Below are 25704 nucleotides of genomic sequence, written 5' to 3'. Positions count from 1 at the left end.
CGCCCCGGCGGCGCAGGCCCGCCCCCCGGCACGCCCGGTCGGCGCCCCGGCCCGTGACCCGGGCGGGGTCGGGGGCGTTCAGCTGGGGGGTGGTGGGGGCCCGGCCGCACCGCCGCCCAGCTGAACCGACCGGAGCGCAGACAAGGCGACACATGTCTCACCCCGCACCTACCCGCCCGGCCGGCGTGCCCGCCGCCCGCCGGTCCGAACTGCCGCCCGTGCACGGAGCCGTCATCTGCGTCGCCGCGCCCTGCCTGGTCATCTCCCCGGAGCACGGCCAGCTGACCGGGCGGGGGATCGAGGGGATCTACCGATCCGGGCGCCGGCTGCTCTCCCGCTGCGTGCTGCGGGTCGGCGGCCGGGACCCGGTCGCGGTGCAGGGGCGCAGCCTCGGCGCTGACCGGGCGGCCTTCACCGCGACCGTGCGTACCGGGGCCGAGCCCGGTCCCGACCCCGACATCGGAGTGGAACGGATCCGGCACGCGGACGGCACCGAGCGGATCACCCTGCGCAGTTTCACGGCCCGGCCGGTACGCCTGCCCGTGGAAGTGCTGCTCGGCACCGACCTGGCGGAACTCGCCGCGGTGGCCGCCGGTCGGGCCGGACCCGAGCTGCCCGCCGGGGTGCACGCGGCCGGGCTGCGCTGGAGCACCGGCGAGGCCCAGGCAGTGACCGCCGCCGAGCCGCCGCCCGACGACGCGCTGGCCTCGGCGGGGCTGCTGCGCTGGCAGCTCGAACTGGCCCCCGGCGAATCCCGCACCATCGAGCTGCGGACCACGCAGCACCGGGTGGTGCGGGCCCCCGCCGGACAGGTGGCGAACCCGTTGGCCGACGCCCGGGCCGAGGGCGACGAGCCGAGGGCCGAGGCGTGGTTCCGCACCAGCGTCGAGGACCTGGGCGCCCTGCTCCTGAGGGATCCCGAGGTGCCGGGTGACGCCTTCGCCGCGGCGGGTGCTCCGTGGCGGCTGGGCCTGGCCCCGGCGGAATCGCTCTGGGCCGCCCGGATGGCACTGCCGCTCGGCACCGGTCTCGCGGCGGCCACCCTGCGCATCCTCGCCCGGACCCAAACCGAGGAGCGCGGGCCCGACCTCGGGAAGATTCCGGGCCCGCTGCGCGGAGCGGGCGCGCAGCTTCCACCGGGATGCACCGGCACGGAGGCGACCCTCGCCTTCCCCGCGGTGCTGGCCGAGGCCCGGCTCTGGGGCATGCCGGAGGAGGAAGTGGCCCGGCTCTTGCCGGCCGCCGAGCGGTGCCTCGACTGGCTGCGCGGCGCGCTCGGGGAGGACGGCCTCCTGGCCGACCCCGCTCCGGGGCCGCGGCGCTGCGAGACCCAGGCCCACGCCCACCGGGCCGCCGTCCTCGGAGCCGACCTGCTCGCCGCCTGCGGGCGGCCCGGCGCGGAGGAGTGGCGGGAGCGGGCGGCCGCGCTGCGCGAGCGGTTCCGGGCCGGGTTCTGGATCGACGGTCCGGACGGCGGCCGGCCGGCTTCGGCCCTGCACCCCGATGGACGGCCGCTGCCGCGGCTCACCGGGGCCGCCGCCCACCTGCTCGACACCGGACTGATCGGCGGCGGCCTACTCGCCCCGGGGCTCCTGGACCGGACGCGCGCCGAGCAGCTGGCCCGGTTGCTCGGAGCCCCCGCCATGGACTCCGGATGGGGACTGAGGAGCATGGCCCTCAAGGAGCCGGGCCACAATCCGTTCGGCCACCGTTCGGGAGCCGTGCGGGCGTACGAGAGCGCGGTGGCCGTGGCGGGCCTGGCCGGGGCGGGGTTCGAGAAGGAAGCCGCAGGCCTGCTGAAGGGCCTGCTGGACGCGGCGGAGAGCTTCGGGTACCGGCTGCCGGAGATGTTCGCCGCCGAGCAGCGCACCGCGGGCAGTGCCCCGGTGCCGCATCCGGCGGCCTGCCGCCCGGCGGCCGTGGCCGCGGCGGCCGGGGTCCACGCGCTGACGGCCCTCGCCGGAATCCGCCCGGACGCCCGCGCGGGTACGGTCGCTCTCGTCCCTCTCCCCGGGGCGCCGCTGGGTGCGCTCAGGCTCTCGGGCCTGCGCGTGGCGGGGGCGCCGTTCGCCGTCCGGATCAGCCGGCTCGGCCTCGGCATGGTGGAGGAGGCGGCCGATGCGCTCCAACTGGGAGGCTGAGCCCGCTCGCCCCGTCCGGGCCGGGGCGGGGGCCCGGCCGAGGCGCTCCTGCCTCCGGGACAGTGTCTTCAAGGTCACCAAAGCGCTGTTTATCGTCAGGCAGACGACTATGATCGCCGCATGTCGCCCTACGACCCGTCGGCCTATCCGCCCTTTGCCGTCACCGTCGACCTGGTCGTGCTCACCGTGCGGCGCCACGCGCTGTGCGCGCTGGTCGTCCGGAGAGGTGAGCAGCCGTTCCAGGGGCGCTGGGCGCTGCCCGGAGGATTCGTCCGCGGGGACGAGGACCTGGCGGGGGCCGCCGCCAGGGAGCTCTCCGAGGAGACCGGCCTGTGCGCGCACGACCCGGCCCTGCCCGGCGCGGGCAACGGCGCGCACCTCGAACAGCTGGCCACCTACGGTGATCCGAAGCGGGATCCGCGGATGCGCGTCGTCAGCGTGGCGCACCTGGTGCTGGCTCCGGACCTGCCTGCGCCCCGGGCCGGCGGCGATGCCAACAGCGCGCGCTGGGCCCCGGTCGACGAGGTACTGGCCGACACGGGCGAGGACTCCGCAGGACTGGCCTTCGATCACGCCCGGATCCTCGCCGACGGTGTCGAGCGGGCCCGCTCGAAGATCGAGTACTCCTCCCTTGCCACCGCCTTCTGCCCGCCGGAGTTCACCGTCGGCGAGCTGCGCCGGGTCTACGAGGCGGTGTGGGGGGTCTCCCTCGACCCGCGCAACTTCCACCGCAAGGTCACCGGCACCCCCGGGTTCCTGGTGCCGGCCGGAGGGACGACGACACGTCAGGGCGGGCGGCCGGCCCAGCTGTTCCGCGCGGGCGGGGCCACCCTCCTCAACCCTCCGATGCTGCGTCCGGAAGTCTGACGCCGCGCCACACTCGGCGACTGCGGAAGTATGGGCAGCCCATCGGACCGGTTGCGTCGAAAATCGGACATATCGCGTTATCTTGCTTGCGGTACCCACCCTGCCGCTGAGCGGTCTCACCCCCCGCGAGAGAAGCGATGCTCCAGGCCATCGGACTCACCAGCAAGAACCGCCCCGACGCCCCGCCCCTCGTGGACGACCTCACCTTCGAGGCCCGCCCGGGGCATGTGACCGCCCTGCTCGGCGAGCCGGGATCGGGCAAGACCACCGCCCTGCGCCTCATGCTCGAACTCGAACCGGGCCGCGGCGTCACCTACTTCCGCGGCCGTGCGCTGCATCGGATCCCTCACCCCGGCCGTGAGGTCGGAGTACTCCTCGGCGACGTCCCCGGCAACCCCGCGCGGACCGTCCGCAACCAGCTGCGGATGCTCTGCGCCGCCGCCGGGGTGCCGGCCTCGCGGGCCGACACCATGCTGGAGGTCGTCGGCATCGGGGGACTGCGGGACCAGCGGCTCGGCTCCCTCTCGCTCGGCATGGAGCGCCGCGTCGCACTGGCCTCGGCGCTGCTCGCCGATCCGTGCACCCTGCTGCTCGACGAGCCCGGCGCCGGACTCTCCCCCCGCGAACGCGGCTGGCTGCACGGGCTGCTGCGCGGCCACGCCTCCCTCGGCGGAGCGGTGCTCTTCACCACCGACGACGCCAAGGAAGCCGCCCGCAGCGCCGACCGTGTCGTCAGCATCGAGGCGGGCCGGCTCGTCGCCGACCAGGACGCGGCCGAGTTCGCCCGGACCCGGCTGCGGCCACGGGTCGCCGTGCGCACCCCGCACGCGGCCCGACTGGCCGACGTGCTGGGCCGGGAGGCCCGGGCCGCCCGGCGCTCGGTGGAGATCGTCGCGGAGAGCGGTAGCCGCCTGTCGGTGTACGGCAGCAACTGCGCCGAGGTCGGCGAGGCGGCGTTCCGGCACGGCGTGCTGGTCCACCAGCTCGCCGACGAGACGGGCGACTCCGGTGCCCCGACGGCGCCGGTCCCGGCCGCCCGCACCGAGGTCGGGACCCCGCCGGAGACCGGCGCGGCCCCGGCCGAGACCGGCTACGAGCACCCCCGGCAGCTCCGCTCCGGGCGCCCGGCCTCGGCCGTGCGCCGCGTGGGCGGCCCGCTGAGGCCCCTGCGCTACGAGCTGCTCCGGGCGTTCGGGACCGCCACCCCCGTCCTCACCGCCGCCCTCGTGGTCGCGGTCTCGGTGCTCACCGCCCTGGTACTGGCCCGGCTCGGGCAGACCCCGCAGAACCGGCTGCTCGCCGCCTGGCCCGAACTGCTGCCACTGCCGCCCGCCGCCCTGGGCGCGGGACTGCTCGGCGCGCTGGCCTTCGGCGAGGAGTACCGCTACCCCGCACTCGCCGCCGACCGCGGCACGGTGCCCCGCCGGATGGGGCTGCTCACCGCCAAGCTGGGCGTCTGCGCCGCCCTCGCCCTGCTGCTGGGCGCCCTGACCGTGGTCGCCGATGCCGCCGCGCTCGCGCTGGTCTTCGGTGGAGGCCCGCTGCGCACTCCGGTGGAGTGGCTCTCCCCGGCGGCGAGTTGGGCCGGGCTGCTCATCGGCTGCGCCTGGGCCGGCGTACTGGCCTCCGGCGTCTTCCGGTCCGCCACCGCCGGACTGGCCGCGGTGCTCGCCGTACCGGTGATGGTGGTTCCGCTGGTGCGCAAGGCACTGGAGGGCACGTCCGCGTACCCGTCGACCGGGCTCGGGTCGCGGCTGCGCGCCCTGACCTGGGGTCAGTGGCCGCCGGAGGTCGACCGCCTGCTGGTGGGCGCCCTGCGGGTGATGGCCCAACCCGTCGGGACCGCGCTCGTGTTGTCGCTGATGGTCCTGTTGTGCGCCTATGGGTTCACCGGACTGCGCAGCCGGGTCCGTTGGTGATCGTTCCGGTTCGGGAGAAGTCCCGGACGGATCGTTGCGGTCCGTGTCACGTCAATCGGACCGCAACTCCCCACAAAGGGCCCGATTCTTTACGATAAGTCGTCAATTGCGTAGGTGGCACCGATCACCCTTTCGTGTGCTTTTCACCAAAGACCTCAAGGGTCGTGGAGGCACGGCCGACAAAGGATTCGTGAGTACCCTTGCGCACACCATGATGACCGCCGCCCGCCATGCAGCCGACTCCGGCCTCGCCGGCCCGGGCGAACTCGACCGCTACCCCTACGCGGAGACCCCCGGGTCCGACCGCGTCGGCGTACCCCACTGGGACGGTGCCGACATCGAGTTGAGCCGCGTGGGCCGCCGCGCGGCAGGCAGCCGCGGACGCGGACTGCACGGCCAACTCGTCCAGCAGCTCGGCCAGATGATCGTTTCCGGAGACCTCGGCGCGGACCGCCCGCTGGTCCCCGAGGAGATCGGCCAGCGATTCGAGGTCTCCCGTACGGTCGTCCGCGAGTCCCTGCGGGTCCTGGAGGCCAAGGGCCTCGTCAGCGCCCGCCCCAACGTCGGCACCCGGGTCCGCCCCGTCGCCGACTGGAACCTGCTCGACCCCGACATCATCGAATGGCGCGCCTTCGGCCCCCAGCGCGACGACCAGCGCCGGGAGCTCGGTGAGCTCCGCTTGACCATCGAGCCGCTCGCGGCCCGCCTCGCCGCCGGCCACGGCCGGCCGGACATCCAGCAGCGCCTCACCGACATGGTCGAGATCATGGGTCACGCGCTCGGCCAGGGGGACGCGATCACCTTCGCGCGCGCCGACCACGAGTTCCACGCGCTCCTCATCCAGGTCGCCGGGAACCGCATGCTGGAGCACCTCTCCGGCATCGTTTCCGCCGCCCTCCAGGTCTCCGGCAGCCCGATCACCGCCTGCGACCGCCCGAGCGAGACCTGCGTCGCGCACCACGCGCGGATGGTCGAAGCCCTCGCCGCGGGCGACGCGACGGGCGCCGAGAACGCCATGCGGCAGCTCCTGACGGTTCATCCGGAGGTCGAGCGCGTGGTCCCCGCCCCGCGCGAGCACTGACGGGCGGACGCGCGGGGGCGCGGGGGTGCAGGACGTGTCGCCGGGCCCGGTCGGGTCCGGCGACACCTGTGTGAGGCCCTCTTTCGCGGCGGTTCCGCCTCGGCGGGGCATCGGGTGCGACGCTATGACCGGCACGGGTGCGCACGGGGTGTGACTCGGGCCACGAAGATTGGGCGTAACGCTCTGCGAGGTCACGCGATGACTTAAGAGGTGATGGCCGAGGGAGGGAAGACAGCAGCCCTTGGGGGTGCTGTGCAGCTCCCCGGCCCCTGCCCGCGCCGCCGGCCCATCCCCGGTCGGTGGTCGTCGGCTCCGGTCCAGCACCACCAGGCCCGGGGTCGGAAGCCGTTCCCATCGTTCCGAGAGGTTGTTCGTGTCGGCCAGCACATCCCGTACGCTCCCGCCGGAGATCGCCGATTCCGAGTCTGTGATGGCGCTCATCGAGCGGGGCAAGGCCGAGGGGCAGATCGCCGGCGATGACGTGCGTCGGGCCTTCGAGGCTGACCAGATTCCTGCGACCCAGTGGAAGAATGTTCTGCGCAGCCTCAACCAGATCCTCGAGGAAGAGGGTGTGACGCTGATGGTCAGTGCCGCGGAGTCGCCCAAGCGCACCACCCGCAAGAGCGTCGCAGCCAAGAGCCCGGCCAAGCGGACGGCCACCGAGACCGTCAAGAAGACCGCGGCCGGGACGACGGCAGCGCAGCCCGCGGCCACCGCGGCCCCGGCAGCCGCAGCGGCAGACCCGGAGACCGTGGACGCGATCGCGGGGGAGCCCGGAACGGAGCCCGCCGCCAAGAAGACCGCGGCGAAGAAGACGGCGGCCAAGAAGACCGCCGCCAAGAAGACCGCGGCGAAGAAGACGGCGGCCAAGAAGACCGCCGCCAAGAAGGACGCGGACGAGGGCGCCGAGCACGACGCCTCGGACGAGGGTCCCGACGCCGCCAAGGCCGAGGCCGAGGAAGAGGAGGAGGGCGGGGAGAACAAGGGCTTCGTCATCTCCGACGACGAGGACGACGCCCCCGCCCAGCAGGTCGTGGTCGCCGGCGCCACCGCCGACCCCGTCAAGGACTACCTCAAGCAGATCGGCAAGGTCCCCCTCCTCAACGCCGAGCAGGAGGTCGAGCTCGCCAAGCGCATCGAGGCGGGCCTCTTCGCCGAGGACAAGCTCGCGAACTCGGACAAGCTGGCGCCCAAGCTCAAGCGCGAGCTGGAGATCATCGCCGAGGACGGCCGCCGCGCGAAGAACCACCTGCTGGAGGCCAACCTCCGCCTCGTGGTCTCCCTCGCCAAGCGCTACACCGGCCGCGGCATGCTCTTCCTGGACCTCATCCAGGAGGGCAACCTGGGTCTGATCCGCGCGGTCGAGAAGTTCGACTACACCAAGGGCTACAAGTTCTCGACCTATGCCACGTGGTGGATCCGCCAGGCGATCACGCGCGCCATGGCCGACCAGGCACGCACCATCCGCATCCCGGTGCACATGGTCGAGGTCATCAACAAGCTCGCCCGCGTGCAGCGCCAGATGCTCCAGGACCTGGGCCGCGAGCCCACCCCGGAGGAGCTGGCCAAGGAACTCGACATGACCCCCGAGAAGGTCATCGAGGTCCAGAAGTACGGCCGCGAGCCGATCTCCCTGCACACGCCGCTGGGCGAGGACGGGGACAGCGAGTTCGGTGACCTGATCGAGGACTCCGAGGCGGTCGTCCCGGCCGACGCGGTGAGCTTCACGCTGCTGCAGGAGCAGCTGCACTCGGTGCTCGACACCCTGAGCGAGCGCGAGGCGGGCGTGGTCTCGATGCGCTTCGGCCTCACGGACGGCCAGCCCAAGACGCTCGACGAGATCGGCAAGGTCTACGGGGTCACGCGCGAGCGGATCCGCCAGATCGAGTCGAAGACGATGTCGAAGCTCCGGCACCCGTCCCGCTCCCAGGTGCTGCGCGACTACCTGGACTGACCGGCCGGCTTTCCACGGTGCGACGGTGCGACGGTGGCCGCGCGGGTGCGCTCGGCCACCGGGCATCCCACTCTGGGTGGAGTCATGCACACTCGGAGTCAGGAGGCCTCATGCGTCGTCCCTTTGCCCGTGCTCTGGCGGGAGCGCTGACCCTGGCGGCGGGAGCGGCCGCGGCGCCGTTCGCCCAGGTGCCGCAGGCGGCCGCGGACAGTGTGGTGATCGGCGGGAAGCCGGTGAAGGTGGCCGACAGCCCCTGGGTCGTCGCCCTCGCCAGCCGTGACCGGTTCGGGGGTACGCGCGGCGGGCAGTTCTGCGGCGGTGTCGTCGTGGCCCCGACGAGGGTGCTGACCGCGGCGCACTGTCTGGGCACCCAGGTGCTCGGTGGCCCGGTCGAATCCGTGGCGGACTTCCGGGTGATCGCCGGGCGTACGGAGCTCAGGGCGGCCGACGGCCGGGAGATCGCGGTGCGCGGGGCAAGGGTGAACCCGGCCTACGACCCCGTGAGCAATGCCGGGGACCTCGCTGTCCTGGAGCTGGCCGAGCCCGTGCCGGCGCACCACGTGCTGCCCATGGCGGAGACCGGGCACGGGGCCTACGGGGCGGGAACCGAGGCGGCGGTGTACGGCTGGGGCGACACGAGCGGCTTCGGTGACTACGCGTACGCGCTCCGGGCCGCTGCGGTGACCGTACTGGCGGACGAGGTCTGCGTACGTGCCTATCCCGGGGATGCGGACGGGCAGTACCGCCCCGAGTCCATGGTGTGCGCCGGGGACGGCGACGGCGGCAAGGACGCCTGCCAGGGCGACAGCGGTGGGCCACTGGTGGCGCAGGGACGGCTCATCGGCCTGGTTTCGTGGGGGCGGGGATGCGGCCGCGCCGACAGTCCCGGCGTCTACACGCGCATCGCCCCGCTGGTCGACTTCGTGCTGGCCCCGCAGGCGGGCTCGCAGGCCGGGAAGGTGCAGGAGGTCCGGTGGGGGTCCCGCAGGGCCTCCGCGCCCGCCGTAGGGCCCGTACAGGGGCATCGCACGCGGTAGCCGAGGGCTGCGGACGTGAGGACGGGCGGCACCCCTGGGTCTCAGGGGTGCCGCCCGTCGACCGGCCTAGCCGGTCCTGGCTCGTCGGATGCGAGGTGCAGGCCTTGTGTCAGCGGTCCTCGGGTTCGGCATTGGCAGCCGGAGCGGACGTGAGCCGCTCGGTCTCATCCTGTATTTCCGCGGCGATCTTCTTGAGTTCCGGCTCGAACTTGCGACCGTGGTGGGCGCAGAAGAGCAGTTCACCGCCGCTCAGCAGGACGACGCGCAGATATGCCTGGGCGCCGCAACGGTCGCATCGGTCAGCGGCCGTCAGCGGGGTCGCGGGTGTCAGAACAGTAGTCACGTCGCCTCTTCTCTAGCTCGACGAGCTGTCGTACCAGGGTCAACATCCAACCAGGCCGAAAACGTTCCCGCTCGCGGCTTTTCCTCGAAACTTCCTTCCGAAGCTGGCCGGCTGTTGCCGGTTGGCGGCGAAGGAGCCGTATTGCGTTGCTTTACGGTTTCGCGTTGTCAGTCGTGCGCTTGTTGCAGTTCCATCCTCCCCCGGCGAGAGTGCCAGGTTGTTCATGAGGACGTGCCCGAACCCTAAATGGTTCATGCGCGGAAGGGAACGTGATGTTTCCTTCACCCGCCTGGGGGATCGAACATCCGTGCGGATCTGCACTAGGCTGAAGAATGCGCGAGGGTGGCGTTGCATCGGCTCTACCTGGCCTCGGTACCCTTCGAGCGGCACCCGAGCCACCCCTGCGCCCCACCGGGCCAGAAAAGAAATTCAGCGAGGAGCGAACTGCGTGACCGCCGACACGTCCGTGCCTTCCAGCGCGCTGCTGTCCGGAGCAGACCGGGACGGTTCCAACTACACCGCGCGGCACCTGCTCGTCCTCGAGGGGCTGGAGGCCGTCCGCAAGCGTCCCGGCATGTACATCGGCTCGACCGACAGCCGGGGCCTCATGCACTGCCTCTGGGAGATCATCGACAACTCCGTCGACGAGGCCCTGGGCGGCTACTGCGACCACATCGAGGTGATCCTCCACGAGGACGCCTCCGTCGAGGTCCGGGACAACGGCCGCGGCATCCCCGTGGACGTCGAGCCCAAGACCGGCCTGTCCGGCATCGAGGTCGTCATGACCAAGCTGCACGCAGGCGGCAAGTTCGGCGGTGGCTCGTACGCGGCCTCCGGCGGCCTGCACGGCGTCGGCGCCTCCGTGGTCAACGCCCTCTCCGCCCGCCTCGACGTCGAGGTCGACCGCAACAGCGCGACCCACGCCATCAGCTTCCGCCGCGGCGTGCCGGGAATGTTCACCGAGCAGGGCTCCGAGAGCCCCTTCGACCCGGCCAACGGTCTCCGCAAGGTCAAGCGGGTCGCCAAGGGCAAGACCGGCACCCGGGTCCGCTACTGGGCCGACCGCCAGATCTTCCTCAAGGACGCCCGGCTCAACCTGGAGACGCTCTACCAGCGAGCCCGCCAGACCGCCTTCCTCGTCCCCGGCCTGACCCTGGTCGTCCGCGACGAGCGCGGCATCGACGGGGCCGGCAAGACCGAGGAGACCTTCCGTTTCGACGGCGGCATCAGCGAATTCTGCGAGTACCTCGCCCAGGACAAGGCCGCCTGCGACGTCCTGCGCCTGACCGGCACGGGCACCTTCAAGGAGACCGTCCCGGTCCTCGACGACCGCGGCCACATGACCCCCACCGAGGTCACCCGCGAGCTCGGCGTGGACATCGCCCTGCGCTGGGGCACGGGGTACGAGACCAACGTCAAGTCCTTCGTGAACATCATCGCCACCCCCAAGGGCGGCACCCACGTCTCCGGCTTCGAGCGCTCGGTCGCCAAGACCGTCAACGAGGTCCTGCGCTCGGCCAAGCTGCTGCGCGTCGCCGAGGACGACGTCGTCAAGGACGACGCGATGGAGGGCATGACGGCCGTCGTCACCGTCCGCCTCGCCGAGCCGCAGTTCGAGGGCCAGACCAAGGAGGTGCTCGGCACCTCCGCGGCCACCCGGATCGTCGCCGCCGTGGTCGCCAAGGAGCTCAAGGCCTTCCTGACCTCCACCAAGCGCGACGACAAGCAGCAGGCCCGCGCCGTGATGGAGAAGATCGTCGCGGCCGCCCGGACCCGGATCGCGGCCCGTCAGCACAAGGAGGCGCAGCGACGCAAGACCGCGCTGGAGACCTCCTCGCTCCCCGCCAAGCTGGCCGACTGCCGCAGCGACGACGTCGACCGCAGCGAGCTCTTCATCGTCGAGGGCGACTCCGCCCTCGGCACCGCGAAGCTCGCCCGTAACTCGGAGTTCCAGGCGCTCCTGCCCATCCGCGGCAAGATCCTCAACGTCCAGAAGTCCTCGATCTCGGACATGCTCAAGAACGCCGAGTGCGGGGCGATCATCCAGGTCATAGGAGCCGGCTCGGGCCGGACCTTCGACATCGACGCCGCGCGGTACGGCAAGATCGTGCTGCTCGTGGACGCCGACGTCGACGGCGCGCACATCCGCTGCCTGCTGCTCACGCTCTTCCAGCGGTACATGCGTCCGATGGTCGAGGCCGGCCGGGTCTTCGCGGCCGTACCGCCGCTGCACCGGATCGAGCTGGTCCAGCCGAAGAAGGGCCAGGACAAGTACGTCTACACGTACTCGGACAACGAGCTGCGCCAGACCCTGCTGGAGTACCAGCGCAAGAACATCCGGTACAAGGACTCGATCCAGCGCTACAAGGGCCTCGGCGAGATGGACGCGGACCAGCTGGCGGAGACCACCATGGACCCCCGCTTCCGCACCCTGCGCCGGATCAACATCGGCGACCTGGACTCGGCCGAGCAGGTCTTCGACCTGCTCATGGGCAATGAGGTGGCCCCGCGCAAGGAGTTCATCACGAGCTCCGCGGCGACCCTGGACCGCTCGCGCATCGACGCCTGATCCGGCTGCTGCCGGACCCACCGGCAGAGACGGGCACCGAAGGCGACACGGCACACCGGCGCCCTTCGCTCCATCACCTGTTGGAGTGAAGAGCGCCGGTACACCAGTCCGGAAAGGGCCGATTCCGCACATCCTTGTGGGCACGCAGCCAATGCGGCAGCGGACAAGGAGAGTTCGGTGGACAAGCACGAAGGTCGTGATACCGGAACGATCCGGTTGGACGACCCCTGGTACGACGCGCTCGCCGTCGGGTGGGGCGAGGGTGAGGAAACGTCCCAGCCGGCCCCGGCCCCCGGCGGTGGACGCCCCGCGCCCGGCGCATCCGACATCTACCTCGAAGTGCAGCGCAGTGCGGCCTTCCAGGAGGTCCGCAGCCGCTACCGCAGGTTCGTCGTCCCCGCCACCACCGGGTTCTTCCTCTGGTACGTCGCCTACGTGGTCGCCGCCACCGCGGCGCCCGGCCTGATGGCCCGGCCCGTGGTGGGAGCGGTCAACGTGGCGATGCTGGCGGGCCTCGGCCAGTTCCTCAGCACCTTCCTGCTGACCTGGGCGTACGCCCGGCACGCGCGGCTGCGCCGGGACCGGGCCGCGCTCGACCTGCGGTGGACCGTCTTCGAACAGGAACGCGGCCAGGAGCGGACCCGGGCGAGGAGGGCGGGCCGGTGACCACCGAGCACCAGACCCTCGCGCTGATCCTCTTCAGCCTCTTCATCGCGGTGACCCTCGGCATCACCACCTGGGTGAGCCGGAACCGGCACGGGTCGGCCGAGGAGTTCTATGCGGGCGGGCGGTTGTTCTCCCCCATGGAGAACGGTTTCGCCATCGCGGGCGACTACATGTCCGCCGCCTCCTTCCTCGGCATCTCCGGTCTCATCGCCCTCTTCGGCTACGACGGTCTGCTCTACTCGGTGGGCTTCCTCGTGGCCTGGCTCGTGGTGCTGTTCCTCGTCGCCGAACTGGTCCGCAACTGCGGGCGCTTCACCCTCGCCGACGTGGTCGCCGCCCGGATGAGCGAGCGTCCGGTCCGGATCGCGGCCGGCACCTCCTCGGTCGTCGTCTCCGTCCTCTACCTCATCGCGCAGATGGTCGGCGCGGGCAGTCTCGTCGGCCTGCTGCTCGGGAGTTCGGGCCCCGTCGCACGGACCCTCACCGTGGTCGGGGTCGGGGCGCTGATGGTGGTCTACGTGTCCTTCGGCGGGATGCGGGCCACCACCTGGATCCAGATCGTGAAGGCCGTGCTGCTGATGGGCGGGGCGATCACCCTGACCGTGCTCGTGCTGCTGCGCTTCCACGGGAACTTCGACCAGCTGCTCACCAGCGCCGCCGACCGCAGCGGGCACGGCCGGGCGTTCCTGAGCCCCGGCCTCAAGTACGGCGGGGACTGGACCGCCCGCATCGACTTCATGAGCCTCGGTCTCGCGCTGGTCCTGGGGACGGCCGGGCTGCCGCACATCTTGTCGCGCTTCTACACCGTGCCCACCGCGCGGGCCGCCCGCCGCTCGGTCGTGTGGGCGATCGCGCTGATCGGCGGCTTCTACCTGATGACCATCGTGCTCGGCTTCGGGGCGGCGGCCCTGGTGGGTCCGGACGCGGTGCGGGCCTCCAACGCCTCCGGGAACACGGCCGTTCCGCTGCTGGCCGCCTTCCTCGGCGGGGGCGCGGGCTCGACCGGGGGCGCGGTGCTGTTCGCCTTCGTCGCCGCCATCGCCTTCGCCACCATCCTGGCCGTGGTCGCCGGTATCACCCTGGCTTCCTCGGCCTCCGTGGCACACGACCTGTACGCCTCCCTCAAGCGCCGGCACGCCAGGCAGCGCAGCGAGGTCGCGGTGGCCAGGGTCGCCGCCGTCGGCATCGGGGCGGTCGCGATCGCCCTCGGGCTGCTCGCCCAGAACCTGAACGTGGCGTTCCTGGTGGGGCTGGCCTTCGCGGTGGCGGCCTCCGCCAATCTGCCGGTCCTGCTGTACTCGCTCTTCTGGCGCGGCTTCACCACCCGCGGAGCCGTCTGGTCGGTGTACGGCGGCCTGATTCCGTCGGTGCTGCTCGTGCTGGTCTCGCCGGTGGTGTCGGGCAGCCCGGAGTCCCTCTTCCCCGGGGTGGACTTCCAGTACTTCCCGCTCCAGAACCCGGGGATCGTCTCGATCCCGCTGGGCTTCCTGGCCGGCTGGCTGGGCACGGTCACCTCGCACGAGGAACCGGACGAGGCGAAGCACGCGGAGACGGAGGTTCGTTCGCTGACCGGTGCCGGAGCCGTCTGAGCGCGGTCAGGCCGGCCCCTCCGACGGCAGCCAGGTGTAGCGGTGCTCGGGGCGGCCGGTCTCGCCGTAGCGCAGGGCGAGGCTGACCCGGGCGGTGCGTTCGAGGAGCTTGACGTAGCGCTGGGCGGTCTGGCGGCTGATGCCGGCTCGGTCGGCGATCTGCTGGGTGGACAAGGGTCCCTCGGCGGACAGCAGGACCTGGCGGACCAGTTCCGCGGTGGTGGTGGAGTGGCCCTTGGGCAGATCGTTCGAGGACCCCGCGGTGGCGAGCGCGCCGAAGATCCGGTCCACCTCTGCCTGCTCGGCCTCACCTCCGGTGTCCAGGGCGCGGCGCAGGGACGCGTAGGCCTCCAGCCGGGTACGCAGCCCGGCGAAGGTGAAGGGCTTGACGAGGTACTGCAGGGCGCCGAGCCGCATCGCGGCCTGCACGGTGGCGAGGTCGCGGGCGGCGGTGACCATGATCACGTCGGTGCGGTGGCCGAGTTGGCGCAGGCGCCGGACCAGGTCCAGGCCGTTCTCGTCGGGCAGGTAGTGGTCCAGGAGGACGAGGTCCACCGGATGCGTGGCGAGGAACTCCAGGGCCTCGGCCGCGGAATGCGCCTGCGCCGTCACCCGGAACCCGGGAACCTTCGCCACGTACGCCGCGTTGATCCGGGCAACACGCGTGTCGTCGTCGACGACCAGTACGACGTGAACCCTGCTCGGGGTCTCGCTCATCGCAGGGCCTCCGGGAGTACGACGGAGAACTCCGCCCCTCCGTCCGCTGCTTCACCGGCCCGGACGCTGCCGCCCTGCCGCTCCGCGAGGCGGCGCACGAGGGCGAGGCCCAGTCCGCGCTCGCGGTGGGCCCTGGGCTGCTTGGTCGACCAGCCCTCCGTGAAGATCTCCTCGCGGCGCGCGGCAGGCACCCCGGGGCCGCTGTCGCGCACCCGCAGCACGGCGGTACGGCCCTCGGCGTGCAGCTCCACCTCGACCAGGGGCGCCGCCGAACCGGCCGCCGCGTCGAGGGCGTTGTCCACGAGGTTGCCGAGGATCGTGACGAGACCGCCCGGGTCCACCAGGCGGTCGGGGAGGAGGGTGGTTCCCGCGAGCCGCAGGGGGACGCCGCGCTCGGCCGCGACGGTCGCCTTGCCCACCAGAAGGGCGGCCAGCAGCGGGTCGTGGACCTTCTCGGTGACCTGTTCGGCGGTCGTGCGGTGCACCCCGGCGACCTCGGTCACGAACTCCACCGCCTCCTCGTGCAGCCCCAGCTCCAGCAGACCGAGGAGGGTGTGGAGGCGGTTGGCGTGCTCGTGGTCCTGCGCGCGCAGGGCATCGATCAGACCCCGGGTCGAGTCGAGTTCGCGGCCCAGGTGCTCCAGCTCGGTGCGGTCGCGCAGGGTGGCGACGGCGCCGCCGTCCTCGGTGGGCATGCGGTTGGCCACCAGCACCCGGGGGCCCTGGACGGTGAGCAGGTCCCGGCCGGTGACGCGGCCCGACAGGACGTCCGCGGTGCGGCCCGCACCGAGTACGTCGTCCAGCGGGCGCCCGGCGCAGTGGTCGGTGACATCCGGGGCGAGCCCCAGCAGGCGGGCGGCCTCGTCGTTGACCAGGCGGACCCGCCCGTCCGGGGCGAGGGCGATCACGCCCTCGCGGATGGAGTGCAGCATGGCTTCGCGTTCGGCGAGCAGGCCGGCGATGTCCGAGAAGGCCAGGTCGCGGGTCTGCCGCTGGATCCTGCGGGAGAGCAGGTACGCGGCGAGGGCGCCCGCCGCGAGGGCGCCTCCGGCATAGGCGAGCAGACCGGGGATCGTGCCGAGCAGCCGGTCGCGGACGCTGTCGTAGGCGATGCCGACCGAGACGGCGCCGACGATCTCGCCGTCGGCCGCGAGGAGCGGGACCTTGCCGCGGGCGGTGCGGCCCAGGGTTCCGTCGTCGATCTCCATCACCTCGCGCCCCGCCAGCGCGTCGCTCGGGTCGGTGGAGACGGGCAGCCCGATCCGGTCGGCCGTCGGGTGCGAGCGGCGGATGCCGTCCAGGTCGAGCACCACCACGTACTCGGCTCCGGTGGCCCGTCGGATCCGCTCGGCCGAGGCCTGCACGGGGCTGTCGGCCGAGGCCCCGGAGCCCAGCAGCCCGGAGGCCATCTCGGGGTCGGCCGCGGTGCTCTGCGCGATGGCCAGGGCGCGCCGCATGGCCTGGTCGTCGAGCTGGGCGCTCAGGGGCGCCAGGAAGAGTCCGGTTGCCAGGGCCACGACCCCGGCGGCGATGGCCAGCTGCGTCAGCAGGATCTGGGAGACGGCCCGTCTGGGCAGCCCGAGGCGCCGAGCGCTCATGAGGGGGAACCGCATGGGCAGCAACGGTAGGTCGGCACCGGCGGAAGCGGAATGCTTACGCCCGGCTTGTCGGGTTCGCCACTCACGTCATGCCCGGACCGTGTTCCAGGGCTCACTGCGGGTGAAGCCGGACGTCAAGGTGGCGGCCGGGGGGGACGTGGCCGGCGCCCACCGGCTCGTGGCGCGGTGGACGCGGCTCGCGCAGGACTACCGGATGCCCGGGCCGGCCGCCGTCGCCGAGACCGCGGCGGCGACCCTCGCCCGGAGGAGGCGGAACGCCTCTGCCGGCAGGCGGCCGTCGGGAGGGCCCGGCACGGGTCGCCGCACGCCGAGGGGATGCTCGTGGTCGCGACGACGGCCCTGCGGGCGGGCCAGGAGCGGCTCGCGGAGCTGGTGCCCTGGCTCCGCGAGGTGTACGCGGCCCACGGCCCGGCGGCCGGGGACCTGCTCGCGGTCGCGCCGGCCGCCGCGGGGCAGGAGCGGGAGGCCCGCGAGTTCCTCGAGGGGGCGGACCGCTGCGGACGGACTGCTTCTTCAAGGTCTCCGCCACGTTTCGGGCGCGATGACCCCGGTGACGCCGGGGGAGCGGGCGGGCGCCGACGAGCTGTACGCGGCCCTGCTGCCCTACCGCGACGCACCGCCGCCCTCCTCCTGGTTCACCGTCGCGGTCCGGCCCGTCGCCGGCACCCTCGGTGAACCGGCCCTGCTGCTGGGGCCGGAGGAGGAGGCCGTCGGCCACTTCGCGCGCGCCATGGCCATTGCCGAGCAGTGGGACGGCCCGACGAGGTGGCCCGACGAGGCGGCCCGCCGCCCCCGGCCCGATCGGCAGGACGCGCCTTGGGCCGCCTCAGGCCTCCTGCGCCCGCTCGGGCATCGGCTGCGGGGGCCGGGGTCCGCAGTACTGCCCGCTCGGCCGCATCCGCAGCGGCCGCTCCTGGTACTCCTCCAGGGCGTGTGCGATCCAGCCGGCCGTACGGGCGACCGCGAAGATCGTCTCCCCGGCTTCGGCCGGCATTCCGCACGACACCGTCAGCACCGCCAGCGCCAGGTCGACATTGGCGTGCAGCCCGCCCTGCCGGGCCATCACCGCGGCCACCTCGCGCGCCGCACCCAGCGCCGGACCGGCCTGCTCCAGCGCCTCCAGCCGGGCGAACAGCGCTCGCGCACGCGGGTCCTCGCCCCGGTACAGCCGGTGGCCCAGCCCCGGGACCCGGCGCCCCGCCCGCAGGTACTCCGCCACCACCGGCGCGGCCCCGCCCTGTTCCAGTACCTCCACCAGCATCCGGTGCGCGAGCCGCCCGGCCGCGCCGTGCAGCGGGCCCTCCAGGGCGCCGAGCCCGGCGGACACCGCCGCGTACGGATGGGCCCGCGCCGACGCGGCGACCCGTACGGCCAGGGTCGAGGCCGCCAGATCGTGGTCGACCAGCAGCGCGAGCGACAGGTCCAGCACGGCCAGTGCGTCGGGATCGGGCTCCCGCGCCGTCAGCCGCGACCACAGCTGCCGGGCGATCCGGCCGTCCCCGGCCCAGCGGTCCGGGCCCGCCTCGGGCAACGCGCCGACCAGCGTGGGCACCAGGGCGCGCGCGGAGCCGAGTACCGCCTCCTCGGACAGGTCGAAGCGCAGCGGATCGGCCACGGCCGCGGCGGCGACAGCCACCCGCAACCGGTCGATGGGGCCGCCGTGCGCCGGCAGCGCGGCCACCGCCCGCCGGGCGGCCGCGAGAGCCTGCGGGGGAGCGGTGAACCGGGCTCCGGGTGCGACGGCGCCCGTCCAGAGCCACTCGGCGACCTCCTCGTAGCGGTAGTGGGAGGCCAGCTCGACGGCGTCCACGCCGCGGAAGTAGTACCGGTCGGGCTCGATGAGGGTGAGCGCGGTCCGGACGGCGAGTTCCCCGGTGGGGGCGGCCGCCTCGCGCCGGCTCCGCCGGGCCAGCGCCTCCACCTCGGCGGCGTCGAAGCTGCTGCCCCGCCCGGTCGGATCGCGGCGGCTGGTGAGCTGGCCGCGGCTCACGTACGCGTACACCGTCGCCGGTTTCACCCCGAGTGCGCGCGCCGCCTCCTGTGTGCTGAGCCTGCGCCCGCCGTCCGTCTGGTCGCTCATGACCACACCCTACAGATGGACGATGTATTGATTCAATCAATATTGACAGAGATTGAATCCATCATGGATGGTCAATCCATGGACACCACTCTGGAAGTACCCCGCGGTCTCGCGGGAGTCGTGGTCACCGAAACCGGGCTGGGCGACGTCCGGGGCCGGGAGGGCTTCTACCACTACCGCCAGTACTCGGCCGTGGAGCTCGCCGCGGTACGCGGCTTCGAGGACGTATGGCACCTGATGTTCCGCGGCACGCTCCCGGTGGACGCCGCCGAGCGCGCCGCCTTCACGGCCGAGATCGCACCCCTGCGCCGACTGCCCGAGGAGGTACGGGACGCGCTGCCGGACCTCGCCCGGGCCACCCGGCTCTCCGGCCCCCTCGCCGGGCTGCGCACCGCGCTCTCGCTGCTCGGTGCCTCCGCCGGCTTCCGCCCGGTCTACGACCTCGACCCCGACCGCCGGGCCGCCGACGCACTGGCCGCCTGCGCCGCCGTACCGACCCTGCTGACCGCCCTGCACCGGCTGGGGCAGGGCCTGGAGCCGGTGGAGCCGCGCGACGACCTCCCGTACGCCGCCAACTACCTCTACATGCTGACCGGCCGGGAACCCGACCAGGCCCGGGCCCGCGCGGTCGAGCAGTACCTGATGTCCACCGTCGACCACGGCTTCAACGCCTCCACCTTCACCGCCCGTGTGATCGCCTCCACCGGCGCCGATGTCGCGGCCTGCCTGACCGGGGCGATCGGGGCGCTCTCCGGACCCCTGCACGGGGGCGCCCCCAGCCGGGCCCTGGACACCCTCGACGCCATCGGCACCGTGGACCGGATCGGGCCGTGGATCCGCGAGCGGGTCCTGGCGGGCGACCGGATCATGGGCTTCGGCCACCCCGTCTACCGCACCGAGGACCCCCGATCGCGCATGCTGCGCGAGATCGCCCTCCGGTTCGGCGGTCCCCTCGTGGACTTCGCCGTCGAGGTCGAGCGCCAGGTGGAGGAGATCCTCGCCGAACTGAAGCCGGGCCGGGAACTGCACACCAACGTGGAGTTCTACGCGGGCGTGGTCATGGAACTGTGCGGGCTCCCGCGCGAGATGTTCACGCCCACCTTCTGCGCGGCACGGGTGGTCGGCTGGAGCGCCAACATCCTCGAACAGGCCGCCGACTCGAAGATCATCCGTCCGGCCGCCCGGTACACCGGCCCCACCCCGCCCCAGCCGGTGCCGCTCCTGCCCTGAGGGATCCTGGCTACGATCGACCGGGTGAACAGCAGGCAGCCCATCCCCGTCGTCGTCCTCGCCGGTTTCCTCGGATCCGGCAAGACCACCGTGCTGAACCACCTCCTCGCCGGCCGCGGAGGCACCCGGATCGGGGTCGTCGTCAACGACTTCGGCTCGATCGAGGTCGACGCGATGTCGGTGGCCGGCCAGGTCGGGGACTCGATGGTCTCCCTGGGCGGCGGCTGCCTGTGCTGCGCCGTCGACGGCAGCGAACTCGACGCCTACCTGGAGAAGCTCTCCGCACCCGTCCACCGGATCGACGTGATCGTCATCGAGGCGAGCGGACTGGCCGAGCCACAGGAGATGATCCGGATGCTCATGGCCAGCGAGAACCCGGCCATCCGGTACGGCGGCATGGTGGAGGTCGTGGACGCCGCCGAATTCGACGCGACCCGGGCCAGGCACCCGGAGACCGACCGCCACCTCGCCGTCGCCGACCTGGTGGTGCTCAACAAGACCGACCGGGTGGACGCGGCCGAGCGGGCCCGGATCGAGAAGGAGCTCGCCGCGCTCTGCGCCCCGGGCACCCCGGTCGTGGGAGCCGACCACGGCCGGATCGACCCGGAACTCCTCTTCGACCGGCGGCCCTGGACCGAGACCCGCGGCCAGCTCTCCTTCGAGGACCTCCTCGCGGAGGCGGACGACCACGGTCAGGGCCCTGGCCCCGGCCCCGGCCCCGGTCACGACGGCTGCGGCCATGCGCATGCCGCGTACGAGAGCACGGAGTTCACCTCCGAGCAGGCCCTGTCCCCGCGCCGGTTCATCGACTTCCTCGACCGGCGCCCGGCCGGGCTCTACCGGATCAAGGGTTTCGTCTACTTCGGCGTACCCGGGCACGAGGAACGCTACGAGGTCCACGCGGTCGGCCGTTTCCTCCGCTTCGCCCCAGGTCCCTGGGGGCGGGGCGAGGCACGCCTGACCCAGCTCGTCCTGATCGGTGCGGGCACCGACGGTCCGGGTCTGCTGCGCGACCTGGAGGCCTGCCGGGAACCGGCCCCGCACGAGGCCCGCCCCGAGAGCATGTGGGGCGTACTGCGGTACGTCGCCCGGCCCGCGGAGCCCGGGACGGAATCCGAGTCCGAGTCCGAGACCGGGACCGGCTCGGACGAGGACTGAGGTGGACTGAGGAGGACCGAGGGAGCCGGCACCCCTACTCCGCACCGAACCCGGCGACGAACGCCCGGACGGGGCTCAGGCTCCGGGGGCTCAGGCTCAGGCGACCTCGACCCCGTACTCGCCCAGCAGGGCCTCCAGACCGCCGCGGTAGCCCTTGCCGCCGATCACGAAGTCCCAGTCGCCGTTGGAGCGGCGCCGGAACGAGCCGAGGACCAGGGCCGTCTCGCCGGCGCGCCCGTCGGAGACGTCGAGCCGTCCCAGTTCCTCACCGCCGGCCGACAGCAGGCGGATGTGGGCGTCGGCGAATCCGGCGAGGTCGGCGCGGGGATCGACCTCCGGGTCGATCGCGGCCACCAGGACCAGGCGGTCGGCCTGCGACGGCAGTGCGTCGAAGGAGACCTCCAGCGCCGCCTTGTCGGGCCTCGCGTGCTCACGGGAGCGGACCGAACCGTCCGGGGTGCGCGGGTTGTTGAAGAAGACGAAGTGGTCCTCGCTCAGCACCCGGTTGCCCGTGCAGACCAGGGCGCACACGTCCAGGGCGACCGAACCCGACCAGGACATGCCGAGCACGTTGTGGTCCGCCGGGGGAGCCGGTTCGGGCTCCGGCGCCCGCCGCGCGGGCGCCGCGGCACTGCCGCCGCCGAGGCGGCCGCGGAGCCCGTACTGGTGGAGCAGCTCGACCAGGTCCGCTCCGGGAACCAACTCCAGCGGCTTGCCGTTGGCAAAGGTGTACGACCCCGGCCCGAAGGACGCGGTGGTGACCAGCACCCCCTTGTTCGCCCCCTTGTCCTGGACCGTGCCGTACAGATCACGCACGGCCGTCGGCGGCACCGTGTTCCGGTAGCGCTTGACCTGCACCACGATCCGCCCGCCCCGGATCGGCGCCGGGTCCACCGCCTCCACGTCGACCCCGCCGTCGCCCGACCGTTGCGTCGTCACCGCCTCCATGCCCATCGCCCGGAACAGCTCGGCGACCAGGTTCTCGAAGGCGATCGGGTCCATCACGAAGAGATCCGGCTCGTCGTCGTCCGTGCCGCCCCCGTGACCGCCGTGGCTGACGACACCCCCGCCGACCTCGTCGGGCCGTCGCCCGGGGCGCACCGCAGTCAGCTGGTCGGGCCGCGCCGACAACTGCCCGCCCAGCCCCGAGACCAGACAGTCCACCGCGCTGACCTGCTCCAGCCGCAGCCCGGCGAAGGCGCTGCGCTCCGCCGGCACCGTGGAGAGCACGAACCGCGCCTCCTGCCCCGTCACCGGATCGTGGCAGTCCACGAAGCCGTTGACCACGACCGAGTCCAGTACGCCGAACTCGTCCGCCGCGTACAGCTCGCGCACCACCAGCAGCACGCACTGGGCCAGCAGGTCCCGGTACAGGGCCCGCCGTTCCGTGACCGGGCGCGGCTTCACCTTGTCCTGGTCCGTGCTGGGCAGGTACTGCACGGCCCGGGCCTCCGGCACGACCGCGTACCCGGGCAGCTCCCAGTCCAGCACCAGCTGGCGCGCCGCGGGGTCGTAGGCGGCAGCCACTTGCCGGGGCAGTGCCTCGGGCCAGGCCGTCGAGGCGTACAGAGCTGCCGAGAAGTACTCCACCGCGGCCTCGGCATCGCCCGCGCGCAGCGCGTCGGCCAGTTCGGTGAGCCCGCCGTTGTGCGCCCGCACCCCGGCGAGCTGCTCCGCCGCCCACCGGTCGTACTGCTGCCGGTACGCGGCCAGTTGCTGCTGCCGCTGCGCCTCCGCGGCGTTCGCGGCCTGCCAGGCCTGCGTGTACCGGGCGTGGGCCTCTCGCTCCGCCTGCGCCCTGTGGTTCGAGCCGAGGGTCCAGCCGCTGCTCTGCCGCTGGAAGTCCTCGATGCGGGGCATCGGCACCGGCTGCGCCAGGGCCCCGGGGTTGAAGGGTTCCAGGCGGTCGGGCCGGGCCAGGTCGGATATCCGGAACGCCGGTGCCCGGCAGCCCGCGACGAGCAGGCCCTTGAGGGCGGTGACCTCGGCGTCGAGCTGTGCGGTGCGCCTCAGGGCCTCGGCCTCGCGGTACTGCCGGTGGCTCCGGTTCGCGTCCCGTTCGTAGGCCCGCTGCCGACGCTCCGCCTCCCGCTGCTGGATCAGCTGCGTCTGCTGCTGACGGCGTTGGGCCTCCGCCCAGTTCCCGATCAGTCCGCTGCCCGCTCGACGGCTCATCAGTTGTGTTCTCCCCCCACCGCGTCCACGGGGAAAACACTAGTCGGCATTCGGGTGGTACGTCCCCCCGGTCGCACCACCCGAATGCCCTCGTACGTCCCTACAGCGCGGCTCCCGCCAGCGCCGCGACGGTCGCCGGGAGCACCGCCCCCGAACCGTCCCGGCGCGGGTCCACGGCGGGCAGTTCGGCCGGAGTGCCGTTCGCCGTCGCCGCGCGGGCGGGAGAGCCGCCCGCCCAGGCCAGCACCAGGACGTCCTCGCCCTTCAGGAACCGCTGGCAGCGCACGCCGCCGGTGGCCCGGCCCTTGCGCGGGTACTGGTCGAAGGGGGTCAGCTTCCCGGACGTGACCGAGTCGTCCAGGGTGCCCTGCGAGCCCGCCACCGTGAAGACCACGGCGTCCCGCGCCGGGTCCACGGCCGAGAAGTGGATCACCTTGGCGCCGTCGGCGAGCTTGATGCCCGCCATACCGCCCGCCGGGCGGCCCTGCGGGCGCACCTGGCTCGCCGGGTAGCGCAGCAGCTGGGCGTCGTCGGTGATGAAGACCAGGTCCTCCTCGCCCGTGCGCAGCTCGACCGCGCCGACGATCCGGTCGCCCTCCTTGAGGGTGATGACCTCCAGCTCGTCCTTGTTGGCCGGGTAGTCCGGCACGACGCGCTTGACCACACCCTGCTCGGTTCCCAGCGCCAGACCCTGCGAGGACTCGTCCAGCGATGTCAGGCAGATCACCTTCTCGTCCGGCTCCAGCCCGGAGAGGAACTCCGAGACCGGGGCGCCGCCCGCCAGGTTCGGCGCGGCGTGGGTGTCCGGCAGTTGCGGCAGGTCGATCACCGCCAGCCGCAGCAGCCGCCCGTACGAGGTGACCGCGCCGACATCGGCCCGGGCCGTCGCCGCGACCTGCGAGACGATCAGGTCGTGCTTGGCGCGGGCTCCGCCCTCCTCCTCCGGCACCGCGTCGCCGTTCGCCGTACGCGCCAGCAGGCCCGTCGAGGACAGCAGCACCCGGCACGGGTCGTCCGCGACCTCCAGCGGAACCGCCGCCACCGCGGTACCGGCGGACTCCAGCAGCACCGTACGGCGCTCGGTGCCGAACTTCTTCGCGACCGCCGCCAGTTCCGCAGAGACCAGCTTGCGCAGCTCGCTGTCCGACTCCAGGATCCCGGTCAGCTCGTCGATCTCGCCGGTCAGCCGGTCGCGCTCGGACTCCAGCTCCAGGCGGTCGAACTTGGTGAGCCGGCGCAGCGGGGTGTCCAGGATGTACTGGGTCTGGATCTCGCTCAGCGAGAACCGCTCGATCAGCCTGGCCTTGGCCTGGGCCGAGTTCTCGCTGTCCCGGATGAGCCGGATGACCTCGTCGATGTCGATGAGGGCCACCAGCAGGCCCTCGACGAGGTGCAGCCGGTCGCGGCGCTTGGTGCGGCGGAACTCGCTGCGCCGCCGCACGACCTCGAAGCGGTGGTCGAGATAGACCTCCAGCAGCTCCTTGAGGCCCAGGGTCAGGGGCTGCCCGTCGACCAGCGCCACGTTGTTGATGCCGAAGGACTCCTCCATCGGCGTCAGCTTGTAGAGCTGCTCCAGGACGGCCTCCGGGTGGAAGCCGTTCTTGATCTCGATGACCAGGCGCAGGCCGTGCGCGCGGTCGGTCAGGTCCTTGACGTCGGCGATGCCCTGGAGCTTCTTCGAGCCGACCAGGTCCTTGATCTTCGCGATGACCTTCTCGGGACCGACCGTGAAGGGCAGTTCGGTGACGACCAGGCCCTTGCGGCGCGGCGTCACGTCCTCCACGGCCACCGTCGCGCGGATCTTGAAGGTGCCGCGCCCGTTCTCGTAGGCGTCCTTGATGCCCGAGAGGCCGACGATCCGGCCGCCCGTCGGCAGGTCGGGACCCGGCACGAAGCGCATCAGCGCCTCCAGGTCCGCCTGCGGGTGGCGGATCAGGTGGCGGGCGGCCGCGATGACCTCGCCGAGGTTGTGCGGGGGCATGTTGGTGGCCATGCCGACCGCGATCCCGGACGCGCCGTTGACCAGCAGGTTCGGGTACGCGGCGGGCAGCGCGACCGGCTCCCGCTCCTGGCCGTCGTAGTTGGCGGTGAAGTCGACGGTGTCCTCGTCGATCGACTCCGTCATCAGCGACGTGGCATCGGCCATCTTGCACTCGGTGTAACGCATCGCGGCCGGCGGGTCGTCGTTGCCGAGCGAACCGAAGTTGCCGTGGCCGTCGACCAGCGGCAGCCGCATCGAGAAGGGCTGGGCCATGCGCACGAGGGCGTCGTAGATCGACGCGTCACCGTGCGGGTGGAGCTTGCCCATGACCTCGCCGACGACACGGGCGCACTTCACGTAGCCGCGGTCGGGGCGCAGGCCCATCTCGTTCATCTGGTAGACGATCCGCCGGTGCACCGGCTTCATGCCGTCCCGGGCGTCGGGCAGGGCGCGGGAGTAGATCACCGAGTACGCGTACTCGAGGAAGGAGCCCTGCATTTCGTCGACGACGTCGATGTCGAGGATCTTCTCCTCGAAATCCTCCGGCGGCGGGGTCTTCGTGCTGCGGCGGGCCATCG

17 protein-coding genes are annotated in these 25704 nt (G+C 72.7%); 11 read left to right on the top strand and 6 right to left on the bottom strand.

Features of this window, described 5'->3' with window-relative positions; all coding sequences use genetic code 11:
* The first annotated feature begins 152 nt into the window (after positions 1-152).
* The 6 genes from IE257_RS28960 to IE257_RS28935 all read left to right on the top strand — a co-directional run bounded on the left by IE257_RS28960 (position 153) and on the right by IE257_RS28935 (position 8999).
* Entirely contained in the window at positions 153-2141 is a 1989-nt protein-coding gene (locus IE257_RS28960; RefSeq protein ID WP_189972827.1) for a glycogen debranching N-terminal domain-containing protein, read from the top strand.
* A gap of 120 nt (positions 2142-2261) precedes the next feature.
* Complete coding sequence (locus IE257_RS28955) at positions 2262-3008, top strand: NUDIX hydrolase (protein WP_189972826.1); 747 nt, start codon at positions 2262-2264, stop codon at positions 3006-3008.
* Positions 3009-3145: 137 nt separating this feature from the next.
* Positions 3146-4927 carry an ATP-binding cassette domain-containing protein gene (locus IE257_RS28950; protein ID WP_189972825.1) on the top strand — a complete coding sequence of 594 codons (1782 nt, stop codon included), beginning with the start codon at positions 3146-3148 and terminating at the stop codon, positions 4925-4927.
* A 136-nt stretch (positions 4928-5063) separates the two neighbouring features.
* The gene (locus IE257_RS28945; protein WP_308278895.1) at positions 5064-6008 is read left to right on the top strand and encodes a FadR/GntR family transcriptional regulator; all 945 of its coding nucleotides are present in this window, start codon (positions 5064-5066) and stop codon (positions 6006-6008) included.
* A gap of 373 nt (positions 6009-6381) precedes the next feature.
* Positions 6382-7962, top strand: coding sequence for an RNA polymerase sigma factor (locus tag IE257_RS28940; protein ID WP_268251444.1), 1581 nt, complete (start codon positions 6382-6384; stop codon positions 7960-7962).
* A 110-nt stretch (positions 7963-8072) separates the two neighbouring features.
* A complete protein-coding gene (locus tag IE257_RS28935; protein WP_189972822.1) occupies positions 8073-8999 on the top strand; it encodes a serine protease in 927 nt (308 codons plus the stop codon).
* 109 nt (positions 9000-9108) lie between these two features.
* Here IE257_RS28935 and IE257_RS28930 read toward each other — a convergent pair whose 3' ends face one another.
* The gene (locus tag IE257_RS28930) at positions 9109-9342 is read right to left on the bottom strand and encodes a DUF7455 domain-containing protein (protein WP_030016583.1); all 234 of its coding nucleotides are present in this window, start codon (positions 9340-9342) and stop codon (positions 9109-9111) included.
* A gap of 448 nt (positions 9343-9790) precedes the next feature.
* On the opposite strand from IE257_RS28930, the gene IE257_RS28925 reads away from it, so the two are divergent.
* The 3 genes from IE257_RS28925 to IE257_RS28915 all read left to right on the top strand — a co-directional run bounded on the left by IE257_RS28925 (position 9791) and on the right by IE257_RS28915 (position 14166).
* On the top strand, positions 9791-11911 hold the full coding sequence (locus IE257_RS28925) for a DNA gyrase/topoisomerase IV subunit B (protein WP_189972821.1): 2121 nt from the start codon (positions 9791-9793) through the stop codon (positions 11909-11911).
* A 177-nt stretch (positions 11912-12088) separates the two neighbouring features.
* A complete protein-coding gene (locus tag IE257_RS28920; RefSeq protein WP_189972820.1) occupies positions 12089-12577 on the top strand; it encodes a DUF485 domain-containing protein in 489 nt (162 codons plus the stop codon).
* Positions 12574-14166 carry a monocarboxylic acid transporter gene (locus tag IE257_RS28915; protein ID WP_189972819.1) on the top strand — a complete coding sequence of 531 codons (1593 nt, stop codon included), beginning with the start codon at positions 12574-12576 and terminating at the stop codon, positions 14164-14166. Before IE257_RS28920 ends, IE257_RS28915 begins: the two co-directional genes overlap by 4 nt.
* Before the next feature lie 6 nt (positions 14167-14172).
* On the opposite strand, the gene IE257_RS28910 is transcribed toward IE257_RS28915, so the two are convergent.
* The 3 genes from IE257_RS28910 to IE257_RS28900 form a co-directional block, all read right to left on the bottom strand.
* Positions 14173-14883: a response regulator gene (locus IE257_RS28910; RefSeq protein WP_189972818.1), complete on the bottom strand. Its 711-nt coding sequence runs from the start codon at positions 14881-14883 to the stop codon at positions 14173-14175.
* A complete protein-coding gene (locus tag IE257_RS28905; RefSeq protein ID WP_229920720.1) occupies positions 14880-16481 on the bottom strand; it encodes an ATP-binding protein in 1602 nt (533 codons plus the stop codon). Before IE257_RS28905 ends, IE257_RS28910 begins: the two co-directional genes overlap by 4 nt.
* Positions 16482-17328: 847 nt before the next feature.
* Entirely contained in the window at positions 17329-18582 is a 1254-nt protein-coding gene (locus IE257_RS28900; RefSeq protein WP_189972816.1) for a citrate synthase, read from the bottom strand.
* 63 nt (positions 18583-18645) lie between these two features.
* Between IE257_RS28900 and IE257_RS28895 the strand changes: the two genes are divergently transcribed.
* Together IE257_RS28895 and IE257_RS28890 are read left to right on the top strand one after the other, a co-directional pair.
* On the top strand, positions 18646-19812 hold the full coding sequence (locus IE257_RS28895; RefSeq protein ID WP_189972815.1) for a citrate synthase/methylcitrate synthase: 1167 nt from the start codon (positions 18646-18648) through the stop codon (positions 19810-19812).
* A gap of 24 nt (positions 19813-19836) precedes the next feature.
* On the top strand, positions 19837-20970 hold the full coding sequence (locus tag IE257_RS28890) for a CobW family GTP-binding protein (protein WP_189972814.1): 1134 nt from the start codon (positions 19837-19839) through the stop codon (positions 20968-20970).
* Positions 20971-21066: 96 nt separating this feature from the next.
* On the opposite strand, the gene IE257_RS28885 is transcribed toward IE257_RS28890, so the two are convergent.
* The gene (locus IE257_RS28885) at positions 21067-23145 is read right to left on the bottom strand and encodes a restriction endonuclease (RefSeq protein WP_189972813.1); all 2079 of its coding nucleotides are present in this window, start codon (positions 23143-23145) and stop codon (positions 21067-21069) included.
* Positions 23146-23245: 100 nt separating this feature from the next.
* The gene (locus IE257_RS28880; RefSeq protein ID WP_189972812.1) at positions 23246-25702 is read right to left on the bottom strand and encodes a DNA gyrase/topoisomerase IV subunit A; all 2457 of its coding nucleotides are present in this window, start codon (positions 25700-25702) and stop codon (positions 23246-23248) included.
* Positions 25703-25704 lie beyond the last annotated feature (2 nt).

The organism is Streptomyces avidinii (genome assembly GCF_014650695.1).
GTDB lineage: Bacteria > Actinomycetota > Actinomycetes > Streptomycetales > Streptomycetaceae > Streptomyces > Streptomyces avidinii.
This window is presented reverse-complemented; position numbering and strand designations above follow the sequence as displayed.

Bases quoted from the DNA above. Each gene is read 5' to 3' on its own strand.
- IE257_RS28885 (WP_189972813.1), bottom strand. From the start codon at position 23,145: ATGAGCCGTCGAGCGGGCAGCGGACTGATCGGGAACTGGGCGGAGGCC.
- IE257_RS28960 (WP_189972827.1), top strand. From the start codon at position 153: ATGTCTCACCCCGCACCTACCCGCCCGGCCGGCGTGCCCGCCGCCCGC.
- IE257_RS28880 (WP_189972812.1), bottom strand. From the start codon at position 25,702: ATGGCCCGCCGCAGCACGAAGACCCCGCCGCCGGAGGATTTCGAGGAG.
- IE257_RS28900 (WP_189972816.1), bottom strand. From the start codon at position 18,582: ATGAGCGACCAGACGGACGGCGGGCGCAGGCTCAGCACACAGGAGGCG.
- IE257_RS28895 (WP_189972815.1), top strand. From the start codon at position 18,646: ATGGATGGTCAATCCATGGACACCACTCTGGAAGTACCCCGCGGTCTC.
- IE257_RS28905 (WP_229920720.1), bottom strand. From the start codon at position 16,481: ATGAGCGCTCGGCGCCTCGGGCTGCCCAGACGGGCCGTCTCCCAGATC.
- IE257_RS28910 (WP_189972818.1), bottom strand. From the start codon at position 14,883: ATGAGCGAGACCCCGAGCAGGGTTCACGTCGTACTGGTCGTCGACGAC.
- IE257_RS28955 (WP_189972826.1), top strand. From the start codon at position 2,262: ATGTCGCCCTACGACCCGTCGGCCTATCCGCCCTTTGCCGTCACCGTC.
- IE257_RS28935 (WP_189972822.1), top strand. From the start codon at position 8,073: ATGCGTCGTCCCTTTGCCCGTGCTCTGGCGGGAGCGCTGACCCTGGCG.
- IE257_RS28950 (WP_189972825.1), top strand. From the start codon at position 3,146: ATGCTCCAGGCCATCGGACTCACCAGCAAGAACCGCCCCGACGCCCCG.